The organism is Pantoea latae (assembly GCF_002077695.1).
Taxonomy (GTDB): Bacteria; Pseudomonadota; Gammaproteobacteria; order Enterobacterales; family Enterobacteriaceae; genus Pantoea; species Pantoea latae.
Map to the genome: position 1 here is coordinate 58,674 of NZ_MWUE01000003.1, position 18,649 is coordinate 77,322.

General features: G+C 61.8%; 15 protein-coding genes. 8 read left to right on the forward strand and 7 right to left on the reverse strand.

Annotated elements, in window-relative coordinates; genetic code table 11:
• Nucleotides 1-18: 18 nt before the first annotated feature.
• From B2J69_RS00505 to B2J69_RS00515, 3 genes are all read left to right on the forward strand, one after another.
• Nucleotides 19-771 (forward strand): YoaK family protein, encoded by a 753-nt coding sequence (locus B2J69_RS00505; protein ID WP_081134756.1) that lies wholly within the window; start codon nt 19-21, stop codon nt 769-771.
• 137 nt (nt 772-908) lie between these two features.
• Nucleotides 909-1,310, forward strand: a complete 402-nt coding sequence (locus B2J69_RS00510; protein WP_081134759.1) for an SRPBCC family protein — start codon at nt 909-911, stop codon at nt 1,308-1,310.
• A gap of 12 nt (nt 1,311-1,322) precedes the next feature.
• The gene (locus tag B2J69_RS00515) at nt 1,323-2,870 is read left to right on the forward strand and encodes a UbiD family decarboxylase (protein ID WP_081134761.1); all 1,548 of its coding nucleotides are present in this window, start codon (nt 1,323-1,325) and stop codon (nt 2,868-2,870) included.
• 55 nt (nt 2,871-2,925) lie between these two features.
• Here the strand turns inward: B2J69_RS00515 and B2J69_RS00520 are convergent, their stop codons facing one another.
• From B2J69_RS00520 to B2J69_RS00530, 3 genes are all read right to left on the reverse strand, one after another.
• Nucleotides 2,926-4,392: a pyridoxal phosphate-dependent decarboxylase family protein gene (locus B2J69_RS00520; protein WP_081134764.1), complete on the reverse strand. Its 1,467-nt coding sequence runs from the start codon at nt 4,390-4,392 to the stop codon at nt 2,926-2,928.
• Nucleotides 4,393-4,410: 18 nt separating this feature from the next.
• Nucleotides 4,411-5,793, reverse strand: coding sequence for a diaminobutyrate--2-oxoglutarate transaminase (locus B2J69_RS00525; protein ID WP_081134766.1), 1,383 nt, complete (start codon nt 5,791-5,793; stop codon nt 4,411-4,413).
• Nucleotides 5,794-6,212: 419 nt separating this feature from the next.
• Entirely contained in the window at nt 6,213-7,097 is an 885-nt protein-coding gene (locus B2J69_RS00530; protein WP_081134769.1) for a LysR substrate-binding domain-containing protein, read from the reverse strand.
• Between the two features lie 98 nt (nt 7,098-7,195).
• Here B2J69_RS00530 and B2J69_RS00535 point away from each other — a divergent pair, with 98 nt between their 5' ends.
• The 4 genes from B2J69_RS00535 (at nt 7,196) to B2J69_RS00550 (ending at nt 10,833) form a co-directional block, all read left to right on the forward strand.
• Nucleotides 7,196-7,513, forward strand: a complete 318-nt coding sequence (locus tag B2J69_RS00535; RefSeq protein WP_081134771.1) for a carboxymuconolactone decarboxylase family protein — start codon at nt 7,196-7,198, stop codon at nt 7,511-7,513.
• A complete protein-coding gene (locus B2J69_RS00540; RefSeq protein WP_081134774.1) occupies nt 7,504-7,893 on the forward strand; it encodes a tautomerase family protein in 390 nt (129 codons plus the stop codon). The genes B2J69_RS00535 and B2J69_RS00540 overlap by 10 nt, the downstream gene beginning before the upstream one ends.
• Nucleotides 7,890-8,399: a DUF4865 family protein gene (locus B2J69_RS00545; protein ID WP_081134776.1), complete on the forward strand. Its 510-nt coding sequence runs from the start codon at nt 7,890-7,892 to the stop codon at nt 8,397-8,399. Before B2J69_RS00540 ends, B2J69_RS00545 begins: the two co-directional genes overlap by 4 nt.
• 109 nt (nt 8,400-8,508) lie before the next feature.
• Nucleotides 8,509-10,833, forward strand: coding sequence for an FdhF/YdeP family oxidoreductase (locus B2J69_RS00550; protein ID WP_081134779.1), 2,325 nt, complete (start codon nt 8,509-8,511; stop codon nt 10,831-10,833).
• A gap of 24 nt (nt 10,834-10,857) precedes the next feature.
• Here B2J69_RS00550 and B2J69_RS00555 read toward each other — a convergent pair whose 3' ends face one another.
• Both B2J69_RS00555 and B2J69_RS00560 read right to left on the reverse strand, forming a co-directional pair.
• Entirely contained in the window at nt 10,858-11,718 is an 861-nt protein-coding gene (locus B2J69_RS00555; RefSeq protein ID WP_081134782.1) for an oxidoreductase, read from the reverse strand.
• Between the two features lie 94 nt (nt 11,719-11,812).
• Nucleotides 11,813-12,571: a hypothetical protein gene (locus B2J69_RS00560; RefSeq protein WP_081134784.1), complete on the reverse strand. Its 759-nt coding sequence runs from the start codon at nt 12,569-12,571 to the stop codon at nt 11,813-11,815.
• A 317-nt stretch (nt 12,572-12,888) separates the two neighbouring features.
• Between B2J69_RS00560 and B2J69_RS00565 the strand changes: the two genes are divergently transcribed.
• Nucleotides 12,889-14,436 (forward strand): sensor domain-containing diguanylate cyclase, encoded by a 1,548-nt coding sequence (locus B2J69_RS00565; protein WP_081134786.1) that lies wholly within the window; start codon nt 12,889-12,891, stop codon nt 14,434-14,436.
• Nucleotides 14,437-14,439: 3 nt separating this feature from the next.
• On the opposite strand, the gene B2J69_RS00570 is transcribed toward B2J69_RS00565, so the two are convergent.
• Nucleotides 14,440-17,004 (reverse strand): bifunctional diguanylate cyclase/phosphodiesterase, encoded by a 2,565-nt coding sequence (locus B2J69_RS00570; RefSeq protein WP_330847862.1) that lies wholly within the window; start codon nt 17,002-17,004, stop codon nt 14,440-14,442.
• A gap of 137 nt (nt 17,005-17,141) precedes the next feature.
• Nucleotides 17,142-18,551, reverse strand: coding sequence for a flagellar filament capping protein FliD (fliD, locus tag B2J69_RS00575; RefSeq protein WP_081134791.1), 1,410 nt, complete (start codon nt 18,549-18,551; stop codon nt 17,142-17,144).
• Between the last annotated feature and the right edge of the window lie 98 nt (nt 18,552-18,649).

Sequence of the window (18,649 nt, forward strand, 5' to 3'; positions counted from 1 at the left end):
AAAAAAGGTGAAGCGTGAATGTTAATAAAAATGAAGCGAGAGCGATCGCATACGGAAGACCGTTATCTTGCTGTCTGGCTGGCGACGGCGGCCGGTTTGCTGAACGCCATGGCGTTAGGCGCATTTGGTTTTTTTCCCTCACATATGTCGGGCAACACCTCGCAGCTCTCCAGCGAAGTGAATAACAGCGATCTGCGCGATTTCGCCTTTCTCGGCAGTTTGCTGCTGGCGTTTGTCGCCGGTGCGGTCACCGCCCGGCTGGCGGTGATCGCCGGGATCAAAAATAACCTGCGCACCATTTTTTGTCTGGTGCTGGCGGCGGAAGGGGTGGCGCTGCTCTGCCTGTCGCTGTTTGAGATCTTTTTCTACTCCTCCGGCAATAACCGCGAGGTACTGGTGCTGCTCGGCTTCCTGATGGGGGTGCACAACTCTACCTCGACCCAGCTTTCTAACGGACGGGTGCGCGCCACCCATATCACCGGCACCCTGACCGACGCCGGCATTTCGCTCGCCTCGGTGCTCAGCGCCCTGCTGCGGCGCGACCCGTCAAAGCAGGCGCATGCGCAGAAGAAACAGCTGAAAACGCACCTGACCACCATTTTCTCCTTTCTTGGCGGCGGCATCCTTGGACTCTGGCTGTTTCGGCTGGCGGGCTTTCACGCCATGGCGGCGCTGGGCGCGGTGCTGATCCTGCTGGCGCTAAGCGCGATGGCGATGACGCTGATGAAGGTCAGATCGGCGGGGCCGGTGAAAGCGCGTGCGCTGAAATGATCATTTTGCGTTTTCTACGCCTTTTGTAACAAATACATACGGAAGCGCAACGGATGGCGCTCTGAACCTTCCTATACTTTCCTCGATTCTCATTCCCATTTACCGGCCCGCCAGGGCCGCATCAATCGAGGCTACTTATGATCACGCTTCATCACGCCATTAAGATCGCCGCGCCGCGCGCCGCGGTTTACCACGCCCTGACCGACATCGCTCAGATGGCCGCCTGGCATGCGGGTAAAGTCGAAGGGGAGATCGCCGAAGGCGCGATCCTGACTCTGCGTCCGAAAAGCGACACCCACTTTAGCTGGCGCACCGAAACGCTGGAGGCCAATGCGCGCATCGTGCAGACCTCGCTGGTGGAAACCGACAGCCAGCCAGGCAAAACCCTGACCTTTACCCTCGCCGACCTGGATGACGGCCGCACGCTGGTGGCGCTGTCCCACGGCGAATGGGCGCCGAACGACGCGCACCTGCCGTTTTGCAACACCTACTGGGGCGAGGTGCTGTTTCACCTGAAAAACTTTCTCGAAAGCGCTTAAGGAGAAGCCACCATGCCGCAGAAAAAACCTAACAGCTACCGCGTGGTCAAACCGGGTGACCCACATCCGCAGGGCTGGCAGGTGCCGCCGGTCAACGATCTGCGCTCCGCTATCGCGCTGCTGAAAAGCCTGCCGGGACACTATATCGAAACCGATCGCGAGGTCGATCCCATCGCCGAACTGGCGGGCGTCTATCGCTATATCGGCGCGGGCGGCACCGTGATGCGTCCCACCCGCATCGGGCCAGCGATGACCTTCAACAAGATCAAGGGCTTTGCCGATGCCCGCGTGCTGGTGGGGCTGATGGCGAGCCGCGAGCGGGTCAGCGCGCTGCTGGGCGCGCCGGTGCGCGAGCTGGGGATCCAGATGGCGGAGGCGCGCCGCAACGTCACGCCGCCGGTGATGGTCGAGCGGGCGCAGGCACCCTGCCAGGAAGTGGTCTATCGCGCCGATGACGAGGGCTTCGACCTGCGCAAAATTCTGCCTGCGCCGACCAACACCCGCGAGGACGCCGGCCCTTACTTCTGCCTCGGCCTGGTGCTCGGCAGCGATCCGCAGGATCGCGATAATGCAGACGTCACCATTCATCGCCTCTGCGTGCAGAGCAAAGATGAGCTTTCCATTTTCTTCGCGCCGGGCCGCCACATCGACGCGTTCCGCCAGAAAGCGGAGGCGGCCGGCAAGCCGCTGCCGGTGTCGATCAATATGGGGCTGGATCCGGCCATTTATATCGGCGCAGAGTTTGAAGCGCCGACCACGCCGTTCGGCTTTAACGAGCTGTGCGTGGCGGGCGGCCTGCGCGGCAAGCCGGTAGAGCTGGTGGAGTGTTTAAGCGTTAATCAGCGCGCCATCGCGCGCGCCGAGATCGTGATAGAAGGGGAGATCCTGCCCAACGTGCGCGTCGAAGAGGATCAGAACAGCCACACCGGCAAGGCGATGCCGGAGTTTCCTGGCTACACCGGCGAGGCCAACCCGTCGCTGCCGGTGATCAAGGTCAAGGCGATCACCACGCGCCGCAACCCGATTCTGCAAACCCTGGTGGGGCCGGGTGAAGAGCACGTCAGCCTGGCGGGCATTCCCACCGAGGCGAGCATCCATATTGAGTGCGAAGACGCGCTGCCGGGGCTGGTGAAAAACGTCTATGCGCACAGCGCTGGCGGCGGCAAATTTCTGGCCATCCTGCAGGTGAAAAAACGCAACGCGGGGGATGACGGCATGACGCGCCAGGCGGCGCTGATTGCGCTGGCGGTCTACCGCGAGCTGAAAAACGTGATTCTGGTGGATGAGGATGTCGATATTTTCGATAGCGACGACGTGCTCTGGGCGATGCAGACGCGCTACGTTGGCGATCTCGACACGCTGTTCGTGCCGGGCGTTGCCGGTCACGTGCTCGATCCGTCACAGCAGCCGTTCTACGATCCGCGCATCATGGCCAAAGGCACCACCAGCAAAACCATCTTTGACTGCACCGTACCCTACCATCTGAAAGAGCACTTCGTGCGCGCGCAGTTTGAAGAGGTGAACCCCAGCCTGTGGGCGCCGGAACTGTTCAAGAAATAGGGGCAAGAAAAAAGCCGATAACAGGGTTATCGGCTTTTCGTCACTGCGCAGGCGGTTAGCCTACCAGCGGCTTCGCGGTTTTTTCCACCAGCGCCAGCAGGACTTTAATGTCCTCCAGCGTCACGGTCGGATTGAGCAGCGTCAGCTTCAGGCAGGTTACGCCGTTGTGCTCGGTCACGCCGACGTTGGCGCGGCCCGATTCAAGCAGCGCGTCGCCGATGCGCTGGTTCAACAGCGCGGTTTCAGCCAGATCGCGGCAGCCGGTTTCCGGATGGAAGCGGAACAGCACGCTCGCCAGCTGCGGCTTCATCACCAGCTCCAGCAGCGGATGGGCGCTGATATATTTCGCCACCTGCTGCGCCAGCGTGACGCCATGATCGATGATCGCCGCGTACTGCTTCTGCCCCAGCGCTTCCAGACCCATCCACAGCTTCAGCGCGTCGAAACGGCGCGTGGTCTGGAGTGATTTAGAGACCAGATTCGGCACGCCCGCCTCTTCGTCAAACTCAGAGTTGAGATAGGCCGCCTGATAGCGCATCAGCTCGTAGTTCGCCGCGTCTTTCAGCAGGAACGCGCCGCAGCTGATGGTCTGGAAATACTGCTTGTGGAAGTCCAGGGTGACGGAATCCACCAGCTCCAGGCCGTCCAGATAGTCGCGGTATTTCTCCGACAGCAGCAGCGCGCCGCCCCAGGCCGCGTCGACGTGCACCCAGATATTGTTCTGGGCCGCCAGCGCGGCGATGTCGCGCAGCGGATCGATCGCGCCGGCGTCGGTGGTGCCTGCGGTGGCGACAATCGCCAGGATCTGTTCGCCGTTGGCTTTCGCCTGGGCGATCTTCTCTGCCAGATCGGTAACGTCCATACGGGCGTACTGATCGGTCTTCACCTGAGTGACGCACTGGTAGCCGAGGCCGAGCAGCGCCATGTTCTTCTGCACGGAGAAGTGCGCGTGCTCGGAGCAGAACACCTTCAGCTTACGCAGGTCGCCGACCAGGCCATCCTGCTGCACCGAGTGTCCCTGACGGGCGAAAAAGGCGTCGCGCGCCAGCATCAGGCCCATCAGGTTGCTCTGGGTGCCGCCGCTGGTGAAAACGCCCGCGTCGCCCGCTTCATAGCCGACCTGGGCGCGCAGCCACTCGATCAGCTTCATCTCGATGATGGTGGCCGACGGGCTCTGATCCCAGGAGTCCATGCTCTGGTTGGTGGCGTTAATCAGCACTTCTGCCGCCTGGCTCACCACCAGGCTCGGGCAGTGCAGGTGCGCCACGCACTGCGGGTGATGCACCGCCAGGCTGTCTTTCAGGAAAAACTCTACCGCGCGCTCGATGGCGGCCTGGTTGCCCAGGCCGGTCGGGTTGAAGTCCAGCGCAATACGCTCGCGCAGTTCGGCGACGGTTTTGCCCTGATACATTTCAGGCTGCTTAAGCCATTCAACCACGGCTTTGCTGCTCTGCTCGATCACCTGCTGATAGGCTTCGATACTCTGCGTCGAACCGGCCAGGATCGGATTTAATTCAGACATGATTCAGTTCCGCTCCACTTAAACCGGCTGCACGCCAGCGGCCAGCAGCGCCTGCTCGAACTTGTCGAGGAACACCTCCAGCTCCTGGTTGGTGATCAGCAGGGAAGGCAGCAGGCGCAGCACGCAGCCGTGACGGCCGCCGCGCTCGAGGATCAGGCCCGCTTCAAAGCACTTCTTCTGCAGCAGCGCAGAGAGGTCGCCGTCCGCCGGATAGCAGCCGAGCTGATCTTTCGCTTCGTTCGGCTTGACGATCTCGATGCCGATCATCAGGCCCAGGCCGCGCACGTGACCGATCACCGGGAAGCGCTTCTGCATCTCGGCCAGCTTGCCTTTCAGCCACTCGCCTTGCTCTGCCACTTTGTCGGCGATGTTTTGCTCTTTCAGGATCTTCAGCGTGGTCAGGCCGGTCGCCATCGCCAGCTGGTTGCCGCGGAAGGTGCCGGTGTGGTGGCCCGGCGCCCAGGCGTCAAACTGCTTCTTGATGCCCAGAACTGCCAGCGGCAGACCGCCACCGACCGCTTTCGACATCACGATAATGTCTGGCTGAATGCCGGCGTGCTCGAAGGCGAAGAATTTGCCGGTGCGCGCGAAGCCCGCCTGCACTTCGTCGATGATCAGCAGGATGCCGTGCTCTTCAGTCACTTTACGGATGCGCTGCAGCCACTCGGCTGGCGCCGGGTTCACGCCGCCTTCGCCCTGAACCGCTTCGAGGATCACCGCCGCCGGTTTGCGCACGCCGCTTTCCACGTCGTTGATCAGGTTTTCGAAGTAGTAGGTCAGCGCTTTCACGCCCGCGTCGCCGCCGATGCCCAGCGGGCAGCGGTAGAGGTGCGGATAGGGCATAAACTGCACTTCCGGCATCATGCCGTTGACCGCTTCTTTCGGCGACAGGTTGCCGGTCACGGCGAGCGCGCCGTGGGTCATGCCGTGGTAGCCGCCAGAGAAGGCGATAACGCCGGAACGGCCGGTGGCTTTTTTCGCCAGCTTGATCGCCGCTTCAACCGCGTCCGCGCCGGACGGACCGGTGAACTGCAGCTTGTACTCTTTACCCTGGCCCGGCAGCAGCGACAGCAGGTATTCAGAGAACGCATCTTTTAACGGCGTTGTCAGATCGAGAGTATGTAACGGCAAGCCGCTGGTAATGACATTTTGGATGCTCTGCAGCACGTCAGGATGATTATGACCCAGCGCCAGCGTGCCCGCGCCTGCCAGGCAGTCGAGGTACTCTTTCTGGTCGGCGTCGGTGATCCATACGCCTTTCGCCTGGGTGATCGCTAACGGTAATTTGCGGGGATAACTTCTGACGTTTGATTCGAACTCGGCCTGACGGGCCAAATAGGTTTCATTGTTTGCGTTTGAAGTGGCATCTAAAGAATCAATACGGACTTTATCCGTCATCATATCTCTCCTACAACCGGGGCAATCGCGTGTGCCGCAGTTGAATAAATGTAAAAAAACGGGTTACCTGATTTTAGGCGCGGCCAATATAGAGCTTTTACGATTCGGGCTCAATCTTTTATTTTGCACCGACAGCTTTGCGCTTATTTAAAGGCTGACGCCGCCAGGGCGAAAAGCCCGCGCGCGCCTGATGACGCCTGTGTTAAAGCGGTGTGACACAGAGGCGACAGCCAGCGGTTTAAAGGCGCTAACCGAAGAAGAAACAGGCAATTAAACGCCTTTTTTGTTGATGATATAAACAAAGGACGCGCTAAAAATTATCACCCGCTAAATTAAAACGCTGCGCGAAGGTTAAGTTATATAAAAGGCTTAACCTTACGTGCGGGAAACATATTTAAACGAAATTGTTCACAGCAAAATGTTTAGCGCAGCAGCCAGGGCTGTAGCGCGGCGGAAACAGAGCGGAACAGCAGCTGGCGCGCGTTGGCCTCCAGCTGGTGGTTTTGCCACAGGGTCACGCCGATGGCGCCCGCCGCGGGCAGCGGATCCGCCACCGTCGCCAGTGCGTCCGGCAGGCCGACCGGCGAGCGCAGGGTGACGCCGAGGCCCGCCTGCACCGCGGCCCAGATGCCGCTCAGGCTGAGGCTGGTAAAGACCACGCGCCAGCGGATGCCGGCGCGATCGAGCGCGGCGATCGCCCGGCTGCGCATCTGACAGGGGGCATCAAACATCACCAGCGGTAAAGGTTCACCGCGCCCCAGCCGCGCCCGGACGTCGAACTGCGGCGAGGCGATCCACACCAGCGGGCACTCGCCCAGATAGTCACTCTCGTCGATGGCCTGCTCCGGCTGCCACAGCAGCGCCAGCTCTTCGCTCCTCTCCGCCGCCGCCTGGCGGAGCGCGCGGTTGCGGTCGATACGCGCGGTGATCGTCAGGCCGGGATGCTGGCGGCTGAGCTGGCTGAGCAGCCCCGGCATGATCGATTCGCCAAAATCCTCCTGCATGGCGATGCGCAGCTCGCCGTTAAGCAGTTCGCCGCGCAGGGCGCGCTGCGCCTCATCATTAAGCGCCAGCAGACGGCGCGCATAGCTTAACAGCAGCTCGCCGCTGGGCGTCAGAGCCAGCTTGCGCCCCTGTCGGGTCATCAGCTCAGCGTCGCACTGTATCTCCAGCTTCTTCAACTGCGCGCTAACGGCGGAGGTAGAGCGGCACAGCCGCTCAGCGGCAAGGGCGAAACTGCCATAGTCGACGCCCGCGACGAAGCTGCGCAGCGCGTCCAGATCGAGAGAAAGGGGAAGTTTGCTCATATTGTCCTGACTTTCGGGATGATAAGTGCCAGATAATTTGATTTTCAGGATGGTAGCAGAAGAGCAGAGTGAGCGGGAGCGCAAAACAAGGAGCCGCTATGCATCGTCCACTCGATCGACACACGCTTGAACAGGTTTCGCCGAAACTGGCTGAGATCACCCAAAACCTGCTGTTCGGCGATATCTGGCAGCGAGAAACGCTCACCCCGCGCGAAAGCAGCCTGATTACCCTGGCCTGCCTGACCGCGCTGGGGCGCGACGCGCAGCTCGGCTGGCATATCCGCTTCGCCGAAGAAAACGGCGTCAGCCGCGCGGAGCTGAGCGAACTTTTTACCCACCTGGCGTTCTATGCCGGCTGGCCTGCCGCCGTCTGCGCGCTGAGCTATCTGCCTGAGGAGCAAGAACCATGCCGCTGACCCGCATCACGCTGTATCAGGGATGCAGCGAAGCTCGTATCGCGGCAATTTCCGCCATCCTGCATCAGACGCTGGTCGAGACCTTCGATGTGCCAGCGCAGGACCGCTTTCAGATTATCGAGACACCGTCCGCGTCGCAGCGCATTTATGACCGCCACTATTTGAGCGGCACGCGCGGCGATAATTTCATGCTGTTTACCGTGCTGGCGGGCAGGCCGCGCGCCACGGCGCAGAAGTCCGCTTTCTGCCGCCTGCTGGCGCAGCGGCTACAGCAGCAGCTCGGCGTCGATCCCGATGACGTGATGGTGGTGATCCAGTTCAACCACGTCAGCGACTGGAGCTTTAGCAACGGCCAGCTTTATGCTGAGGAGGCGCCATGATTGTGATGCACTACGGCTTTACGCTGCCGGCGGACTACGATATGGCGATTATCGAGCGGCGCATTGCGCAAAACGGCGCAAAGCTGGACAACTTCCCCGATCTGCTGTTTAAGGCTTATCTTTATGCGCGCCGCGATGAAGGCGCGCAGGCGAATCGCTACGCGCCGCTCTATCTGTGGCGCGACACGGCGGGCCTGACGCGGTTTCTACAAAGCGACGGCTTCGCCAGGCTGGTGGCGGATTTCGGCTGGCCGCAGCTGCACAGCGGCATCGCGCTGAAAGTACCGACTCCCGAGACCCTGCGCGGCGCGTGCTACGCGCGGCTGCGGCACCAGCCGCTGGCGCCCTACAGCGATCTCGCCGCGCTGACCCCCAACGCCGCGCTGGTGGGCTGGGACTTGTCGGGCCAGTCGCTGCTGCAGGCTGATTTCAGCGCCCACCCACCTGCGGCGCAGGGCGAGATCTACCGTATCGGCTACCTGGCGCGCGGGGCAGACTATGCGTAACGCGGTAACATCCTGAAAGAATAAATTTAACATCTTTGGCATCGTCGCTGCCGCTGTCGCCGCCTGCTCGCCTACGCTAAAAGGGTTTAGCACTGGAGAGCAACGTCGTATGAAACATCAAAACAGAAATATTGGTATTGCGCCTTATGGCGGTTCGGCAGGCGGCTGGGGCGCGCTGAAAGCGGTGGCGGATGCCATCCGTGGTCAGATGTCGGTGAAGCAGGATGTGATTGCGCTGTTCAAAGTTAACCAGCCAGACGGATTCGACTGCCCAGGCTGCGCCTGGCCCGATCCCCAGCATCGCTCCTCGTTTGAATTCTGTGAAAACGGCGCCAAAGCCGTCTCCTGGGAGGCGACCAGCAAGCGCACCACGCCGGAATTTTTCGCCGCGCATACCGTCAGCGAACTCTGGCAGCGCAACGCCTTTGAGCTTGAGGGCGAAGGGCGGCTGACCCACCCGATGAAATATGACGCCGCCAGCGACACCTATCAGCCCATTGCATGGGAAACGGCGCTCGATGAAATCGGCGCGCTGCTGCGCAGCTATGAGGATCCCGACAGCGTCGAATTCTACACCTCGGGCCGCGCCTCTAACGAAGCCGCCTTTCTCTGGCAGCTCTTCGCGCGCGAGTATGGCACCAACAACTTTCCCGACTGCTCCAATATGTGCCACGAGCCGACCAGCGTCGGGCTGCCGCAGTCTATCGGCGTCGGCAAAGGCACGGTCGAGCTGGAGGACTTCGATCACTGCGATCTGGTGCTCTGCATCGGCCATAATCCCGGCACCAACCATCCGCGCATGCTGGCGACGCTGCGTGACGTCTCGAAGCGCGGCAAAACCATCGTGGCGATCAATCCGCTGCGCGAGCGCGGCCTCGAGCGCTTTACTTCGCCGCAAAGCCCGATTGAGATGCTGTCGATGGGATCGACCCAGCTCGCCTCGACCTACTATAAGGTGCGCGTCGGCGGCGACGCGGCGATGCTGAAGGGCGTGATGAAGTGCCTGCTGGCGATGCATGAGAAGGCGCTGGCGGCGGGCGAGCCGGGCGTGATCGACGAAAGCTTTATTAACGAACACACCGAGGGCTTCGCGGCGCTGAAGGCGGACCTTGAGGCCACCGACTGGGCGCATATCCTCAAGGTGTCCGGGATGGAGCGCGATGAGATCCAGAATATCGCCCATCTCTACGCCGCGGCGGAAAGCACCATTATCTGCTACGGCATGGGCATTACCCAGCATCAGTACGGCACGCAAAACGTGCAGCAGATCGCTAATTTGCTGCTGATGCGCGGCAATATCGGCAAGCGCGGCGCTGGCGTCTGTCCGTTACGCGGTCACTCCAACGTGCAGGGCGATCGCACCGTCGGCATTACCGAAATTCCGCCGCAGTGGATGCTGGATAATATTGAGAAGGCGTTCGGCTTTAAGCCGCCGCAGAAGCACGGCCACGGCGCGGTGGCGGCGATTCAGGCGATGCGCGACGGCAAAGCCAAAGCGCTGCTCTGCCTCGGCGGCAATCTGGCGGAGGCGATCTCCGATCCGCAGGTCACCTTTGAGGCGATGCGCAAGCTCGACCTGGTGGTGCATATGGCCACCAAGCTTAACCGCTCGCATCTGCTGCTGGGCAAACATAACTATCTCTTCCCGGTGCTGGGCCGCACCGAGATCGATCGTCAGGCGTCAGGCGAGCAGAGCGTTACGGTAGAAGATTCGATGTCGATGGTGCACGCCTCGCGCGGCACCCTGAAACCCGCCTCGCCGCATCTGAAGTCGGAGCCGGCGCTGGTCGCCGCGCTGGCGAAAGCGACGCTGCGCGACTCGCGCGTCGACTGGGACAAAATGGTCGGCGACTACAGCTTTATCCGCGACGCCATCGAGGCGGTGATCCCCGGCTTCGAGGATTTTAACAACCGCATCCTGACGCCGGGCGGCTTCCGCCTGCCGGTGGCGGCGTCGCAGCGTAAATGGCTGACGCCGAGCGGCAAGGCGCAGTTCAAGGTGATGCAGGGCATCAATGAAGATCCGCGCTCGCTGGTGTGTCACGATCTGGTGCTGACCACGCTGCGCAGCCACGATCAGTACAACACCACGCTCTACGGCCTGAACGATCGCTATCGCGGCGTGACCGGTCGGCGCGACGTGCTGTTTATGGCGGCGGACGAGGCGGAGAAACGCCAGTTCCGCGTCGGCGATAAGGTCAATATGGTGGCGCTCGATCCCGAGGGCAACCGCACCGGACGCCGGCTCGATAACCTCACCGTGGTGGTGTATGACATGGCGCCGGGCTCCGTGGCGGCCTACTATCCCGAAGCCAACGTGATGGTGCCGCTCGACAGCCACGACACCGAGAGCGGCATTCCGGCCTATAAAAGCATTCCGGTTGAGCTGGAGCTGTGCGAGGCGCCTGTAGAAACCTCAGGCGCGCTGCGATAAGGACGGGCCGCGCAGGCGGCCCGGTTATTTGCCTATCTCATTCAGGACGGCCAGCGCCTCGTCGGGCAGCCTGAGCTGCGCCGCCGCCAGGTTCTCGCGCAGATGCTCCGGCGACGAGGTGCCAGGGATCAGCAGAATGTTCGGCGAGCGCTGCAGCAGCCAGGCGAGCGCCACCTGCATCGGCGTGGCGTTAAGCTGCTGCGCCACCTGGGTCAGCTGGGTGGACTGCAGCGGCGTAAAGCCGCCGAGCGGGAAGAAGGGCACATAGGCAATGTTTTGCGCGGCGAGCTGGTCGATCAGCGCGTCGTCGCCACGGTTAGCCAGGTTGTAGAGGTTCTGCACGCAGGCGATCTCGGTCAGCTGCTGCGCCTCTTCTACCTGCCGCGCCGTGACGTTGCTCAGCCCGATATGACGGATTACTCCTTGCTCTTTCAGGGCGATCAGCGCCTTGAGCTGCGGCTCCAGCGAGCCTTCCGCCGGTTTCTGCGGATTGATCATGCTGCGCAGATTGACCACTTCCAGCACGCCGAGATCGAGGTTGCGCAGGTTATCTTCCACCGCGCTCACCAGCTCATCCGGCGAAAAGGCGGGCAGCCAGCCCCCTTTCTCATCGCGGCGCGCGCCGACTTTAGTGACGATAATCAAATCTTCCGGGTAAGGATGCAGCGCCTTTTTGATCAGCTGATTAGTCAGATGCGGGCCGTAAAAATCGCTGGTGTCGATATGGCGCACGCCCGCCGCGATGGCGTCGCGCAGCACCTGAATGGCGCGCGCCTCATCTTTCGGCGGCCCAAAGACGCCGGGGCCGGCGAGCTGCATTGCGCCATAGCCGACCCGACCCACCTCGTCGTCGCCGAGGCGATAGCGTAGAGAAACCTGAGACATATAACCTCCTGGTGAAAGGGACTCAGTAAGTGTAATCGCTGCGGCTTAATTCGGCGTGGGACGAAGCGGAAGAAAAGGGGGGAAAGGCGGCCGCTCAGGCGACCGCGGGGAGCTGCGGATAGAGATGATGAACCCGGCGATCGGGGCCGCAAAGCAGCACTGGATGGCCTTTGTCCAGCGAGGTCAGATAGTGCTGATGCATCAGCTCGGTGATGCCGGCGCCGCACCATAGCAGGTGATGCTGATGGGCAGAGGCGGGATGGAGAACCGCACTGAACGGCCGCACCTCCACGCAAAAGCCCTGGCCGCTTAGCCTGATCGCTTCGAGCCAGATCTCAGTGTTATTTTTCTCGCTGACGTTTTCCAGCAGCAGCGGAACGGCGGCGGCGCGTGTGGCAAGGCGCGTCAGCCTACCCGCGTAGGCGACCATTAACAGGTGAAAACGCTCGAGGCGGCGGTTAGCGCCGGCGCGCGTATCGTCGCGCAGCCACTGATTAAGCGGCAGCAGCAGCTGTAGCACGAAATCGTCGCCGGTAAAGTTGCTCGACAGCTTGCGCAGCAGCACGCTCAGCGACTGCTCGCTGCCGAACTCCAGCTGCCAGATCATATCCCCGCGCCGCGCCGCCCAGCCGCCGGTGCGGATCGGATGCGCGCTGGCCTGCGCCGTTCTGATCTCCCTGATGGTCGCGCCCTGGCTGGTGAGGCGCGTCATATCGAGCACCTGCTGCAGCTGTGCGTACGTCCATGAGTGGCCTGACGCGTGCTTATGAATAAAGCCGCTTCGCGACCAGCGTTTTAAATTAACAGGCGCGGCGCCGGAGAGGGCGCAGATGGTTTCTGAAGAATAGGTCATGTGCTGTCCTTGATCGGAGAGCGAATAGCCACCGTGTTCAACAGTGGATGAATAACCAGTCTGAACCTGTGCGGTCTAAAATGATACAGTATAAAATGTTGTTTTACTTGCCGTTTCGCTTATTCACCACCGCGTTTGCTTTTGAATTAGTTACTTAGGGGTTAACGTAATGAAGTGTGAATGTTTTATTTTTCCTGTCAGTTGAGGGCGTGTTGAAGCGCCGCGCTCCTCTTTACCCCCTATCACGCCTGTGGTTTCCTGCTCTTTTCCCCGATCCTTGTGCTTAACTCATGGGAAGCATTTTAAAGAGGCGGGACATGAAATTCAGAAGGAGAACCGACCGGGCGACGTCGTTAAATCGCTCGCTGCCCCGAAGTATTGCCCTTGCCGGGCTGCTGCTGACCATTGCGGTCACCGGGCTGAACCTCTGGACCATGCGTGAAGCCTGGCGCGATACCCTGATTCAGTCTGAACAGATGGCGGTGAATCTTTCGCTGTCGCAGGCGCGTCAGGCGGACGACACCATTTTGCAGACCGAGCTGTCGCTGCGCGAAGTACAGCATCAGCTGCTGAGCCAGATGGCGACGGGCGTGAACGGCGCGGCGCTGAGCGACACTATGCAGGAGCTGGCGAGCCGACTGCCGCAGCTGCACGGGCTGTTCTACTACGACGGCACCGGCAAATGGATCGCCACCTCAGAGCGGCAGATCCCCAAAGGCATCAACAACGCCGATCGCGAATATTTTCACTTTCACCGCCAGAATCCGCGCGACAGCATCCATATCGGCCCGGTGATCCGCAGCCGCAGCACCGGCGAACTGGTGATCCCGGTGTCGCTGCGGGTCAATGACGCGGCGGGCGGCTTTAACGGTGTGCTGCTGGCCACCATTCGCGTCGACTATTTCCGCCACTACTACAGCTACTATGAGCTGGGCCCGCAGGATGTGCTGGTGCTGATGCTGGCGGACAGCACGGTGCTCTATGCGCGGCCGATGCCGGACAGCTATATCGGCAAAAACCTCTCTTCCAGCCATCTGTTTCAGGCAATGCTGGCGAGTTCCGATAAGGGCAGCGGACAGTGGCGGGCGGCGCTGGACGGCCAGGCGCGCATCTTCGGCTTCGCGCGCTCCGAGCGCTATGGGCTGGTGGTGGCGGCGGGCTACGACAAACACACTCTGCTCAGAAACTGGATCAAGGGACAGGTTGAGGATGTGATGCTCGACCTGGCGCTGCTGCTGGGGATCGTGCTGCTGGGCGCCTACGTGCTAAGCCAGGCGCGACGCAGCCTGCGCTATCAGCAGGAGCTGACGCGGCTGCGCGATGAGCTGACGGCGGTTAACCTGTCGCTGGAAAACCTGGCGCACGCCGACGGCCTGACCGGCCTGGCGAACCGCCGCGAGTTCGATCTCTTCCTGCAGCAGAGCCTGCTCGACGCGGCGCAGCAGGGACAGCCGGTGTCGCTGATTCTGATGGATATCGACTACTTCAAGCGCTACAACGATACCTACGGCCACGTCGCGGGCGATGCCTGTCTGCAGGCGGTCGCCGCCGCGCTGAAAGGGCTGGCGCTGCGCGCCAGCGATAAAGTGGCGCGCTACGGCGGCGAGGAGTTCGCCATTATTCTGCCGGGCGCAACCGGCGCGGACGCGCTCAGCATCGCCGGCGCGGCGGTGAAGGCGGTCAGCGCGCGCAATATTCCGCACAACTCCTCGTCGATTGCCGCACACGTGACGCTGAGCGCGGGCTGCGCCACCTTTCAGCCGGAAAGCGATCGTCCTGAACCCCAGGCGCTGATTGAGCAGGCCGACGAAGCGCTCTACCTGGCGAAACATGGCGGACGCAATCAGGCGAGGCGCAGCGCCTGACCCTTATGACGCCGACACGGCGCCATACTGTGCGACAACCTGCGCCAGCGGCTGCGGTTTGCCGATGTAGTAGCCCTGCAGCCCGTCGCACTCCAGCTGCTGCAGCTGCTCCATCTGACAGACGGTTTCCACCCCTTCCGCCGTCACGCTCAGAGAGTAGGCTTTGCCCAGCCCGACCATGTTCTCGACAATCTGCCGCGCCTGCGAGGAGTCGCTGAGCGGGAAGATAAAGGATTTATCGATTTTAATGCCTTCGAACGGGAAGGTGCGCAGGTAGTTCAGCGAGGCGTAGCCGGTACCAAAGTCGTCGATTAAAAACTTCACCCCCAGCGCCTTGATCGCCAGCATTACCTCCAGCGTGGTGTCGGGATCCTGCAGCATGGCGTTTTCCGTTACTTCGATCTCCAGCCGGCTGCTGGGCAGCCCGCTCGCCTCCAGCGCGGCGAGAATACGCTTCGGCAGGCCTTTGTCGCTGAACTCCACGGCGGAAAGGTTGACCGACACCGCCATGCCCGGCAGCTCGCGGCGCGCGTCTGCGCAGGCGCGCAGCAGCACCCAGTCGCTGAGCGCGCCGATCAGGCCGGTCTCTTCCGCCAGCGGAATAAACTGATCGGGCATCAGAATGCCGTGCTGCCTGTGGTGCCAGCGCACCAGCGCCTCAAAGGCGGTGACGCGGGCGGCGCGCACGTCATAGCGCGGCTGCCAGGCGAGCCTGAGCTGGTCGGTCTGGATCGCCTCGCGCAGTTCGCGCTCCATCTCGCGCCGCTGGACAATTTTTTCCCCCATGTCGCGCTGGTAGAACACCCAGTTATTACGCCCGCTGTTTTTCGCCTTATACAGGGCGATATCCGCATAGCGCAGCAGGTCGCCGGGGTTGTCGGCATCCTGCGGCGCCAGCGCCACGCCGAGGCTGGCGCCGATAAACACCTCGCCGCCGCCTGCGGCGAACGGCAGATTGATGGCGGCGATAATGCGCGCGCAGAGATCCTCCACCGCCTCGCGGTCAGCACTATCGAACAGGATCATCACAAACTCGTCGCCGCCGAGCCGGGCGGTCATGCCCGCGTCGTTGAGGCAGGCGTTGAAGCGCGTCGAGGCCTCATGCAGCACGCTGTCGCCGGCGGCGTGGCCGTAGAGATCGTTAACCGGCTTAAACTTATCCAGGTCGATCATAATCACCGCCAGCGGACGGTCGCCGTTGAGCTTGCCCGCCAGGCAGGCGTTCATCTGCGCGCGGTTCGGCAGGCCGGTCAGCTCATCGAACTGCGAGAGGTAGCGCACCCGCGCTTCCGCCTCGACCTCCAGCGTCACGTCGGTGGCGGTGCCGCGATAGCCCTTCTGGCCGCGCGCCAGCGTTACCGGCCGCAGCGTCAGGTTGCAGTAGCGGATATGCTGCTGCGCGGAGCGGTAACGGCAGCGGGAAAGGGTCAGCGGCTCGCCCGGCTCCTCCCGCTGGCGCAGCCGCTGCAGCAGATCGGCGTCGTCCAGCAGAAAGGCGCTCAGCGGCTGCTGCAGCCAGTCCTGGCTGTGATAGCCGGTCACTACCGGAAAGCGCGCCGAGATCCAGCTAAAGCGCAGCTCGGCGTCCGCCTCCCAGATCCAGTCGGTGGCGCTCTCTGCTACGTCGCGAAAGCGCTGCTCGCTGGCGCTAAGCGCCTGGCGGCTCTGCTCCAGCAAAAAGGTGCTGACGTCGCTGTGTCGCGCCTTACGCAGCGCGTTGCGCATCAGCATGGTGGCGGTAAAAAAGGTGGCGCCCATCAGCAGGATCAGCAGCGGCAGCAGCCAGGTGAGCAGCGCGCCGCCGGGATTGTCGCTCTGCCATCGCAGCGAGACGACGCCGCCCAGCGCCGCCACGCCGTAGCGATCGGCACTGCGCGTCGCGTCGGCGAGCGGCGCGGCGTAGCGCAGCTTTTTAATCCCGTATTCTGCGCCCGCGCTCTCGAGCTTTGCCGGCGTCAGGCGATCGACAAAGATCATCAGCGACGGCGCGCCGCCGGTCTGCTCGACGCTGTGATCGCCGCCGGTGGTGATCCAGGCGGCGCCGACCAGCGCAACCTCATCGCCGACGCGCACAAAGCGGGAGAGCGACTTGCCCTCGTTCTGCTGCAGCTCTTGTTTCAGGGCATTAAGCGGATCCTGGCCCAGCCAGGCCTGAAACGCACGCAGCTGCAGCGCCCCGTTCAGCACGCTGTAGCGGGTGCGGCCATCCGGCGCGATAACGAAGACGCCCTCATAGCCGAAGGTCTTAAACATCGACTCGCCGAGGTTTTGGTTGCGCCAGGCCCAGTCAAGATTGAGCGTGCGATGCAGATTCTCATAGGCTTCGCCCCATTCGGCGTTGTCGCTCAGGTGAAAGCGCATGCTCTCTTCGCGGCTGGCGAACGCCTTTTCCAGCAGCATGCCGCTGCGCGCGTCCGCTTTAGCATTGAGATCGTCCGCGACGTAGAGTAGCGCGCTCAGGGCGGCAAAAAACGACAGCGCGAGCAGCGCCAGCATAATCATCATCGGTTTTCTGACCAGGCCGCGCGCGCGTCCGTCAGAAGAGGGGGGAAAAGCGTAAGAAGTCATCTCGTGTCGCCGCGCCTGAAAGTGTATCCAGAATACATCTCCTGTTTATCGGCAGCGGAACGGTGGGACTACAGAGGAGAGAAGGGGAATTGTGACATTAAATGCGTCCGGCGGCGCCGGCCGGACGCGCAAGCAACTTATTTGTCGCTTTTCGTCATGTTGTCGAACTGCTGGGTCAGATAAGAGCTGGTGTTGTTCAGCTTGCTCATCATCATATCCAGGCTGGTGAACTGGGTTTTATAACGCGCGATCGTGGCGTCGATATTTTTGCTCGCCCGGTTGTACTGATCGGTGAGCTGGTTGAGCTTTTTGCTGATGCTGTCGGTAGCGCTCTGCAATGCCCCTTTGCTGTTGAGGATGGCGCCCAGGCTGTTCGCCATGCCGGTGGCGACGCCGCTCTTTTTACCGTCGCCGACGAAAATATCGCGGATCGCCTCTGGCTTCACCGACAGCGCGCTGGTCAGCTTATCGCCGTCCAGCTTGAGTTTGCCGCTGGTGGGATCGCTGGTAATGCCCGCCTGCGTCAGGGTTTTGTAAATCGCCGATCCTGAACCGTTGGCGAGAATGCCCTTCAGCTGCGTCTGAATAATGCGCAGGGTGCCGTCGCCCAGCAGCGCGCCGTTTTTGGTGTCTTGATCTTTGCCCGCATCGACCGGCGTGTATTTGGTCAGGCTCGCCATCGTATCCTGCAGCGAATTGTAGGCGTTGACCCAGTCGCTGATGGCGGTTTTGGCTTTGCTGCTGTCGCTGACGACGCTCAGGGTCTGGTTGCCGCTGGTAACGTCGTTGAGCTTGAGAGTGATCCCCTCCACCGCGTCGCTGATAACGTTGCTGCTGCTTTCGATATTGACGTTATTGATGGTCAGGCTGGCGTTCTGCGCCGCCACGTTCTGCGTCAGACCGCTGGCGCTGGCCGCCGCATCGAAACCGATAAAGGCCTGCAGCGTATCGTCGCCTTCGACGCTGATCCCCTTCACGGCGTGGCCGGTTCCGGTCTGCGTGGCGGTCAGCGACAGGCGATAGCTGGCGTCCGACACGCGAATAATGCTGGCGCTGACCCCGGCGTTGGCCTTGTTGATGCTGTCGCGCAGCGCGGTCAGCGAGGTTTGATCCTGCGTCAGCTCGATGCGCGTCTCTTTTCCCTCTTCCGACAGGATCTTCAGCGTGCGGCTGGCCGCCGCGCCGCCCACCGGCGATTTCACATCCTGCTGCGCCGCGCTGGTCAGGGTTTGCGCCTGCGCCAGTCGGGTCACGCTGATGCTGTATTTACCCGCCACGGCGCCGCCGCTGGAGTCGGCGCTAAAGGCAGAGGTGGTGCTGGAGGTGGTGGTTTGGGTGTAGAGGCCCGCTTCCTGCAGTTTCGCGTTGGCGGTCTGGAAACCCTGCACGGCGGTCTTCAGGGTGCCGTAGGCGGAGAGTTTGGCGGTTGCGGCGGTCTGCTGCTTCGAGACCGGTGCCAGAACCTGTTTTTCCGCCGTGGTGAGGCTGTCCAGAATGTCGCTCAGCTTGAGCCCGGAACCAATGCCTAATGTAGAAACGCCTGCCATATCCCCTCCTTTTGGTAATAGTCGCTAACATCCGTTATCGGCAGCCTTACTTTAACCTTAAATAATTTTATTAATTTTCTTACGCAATCCTTACAAAA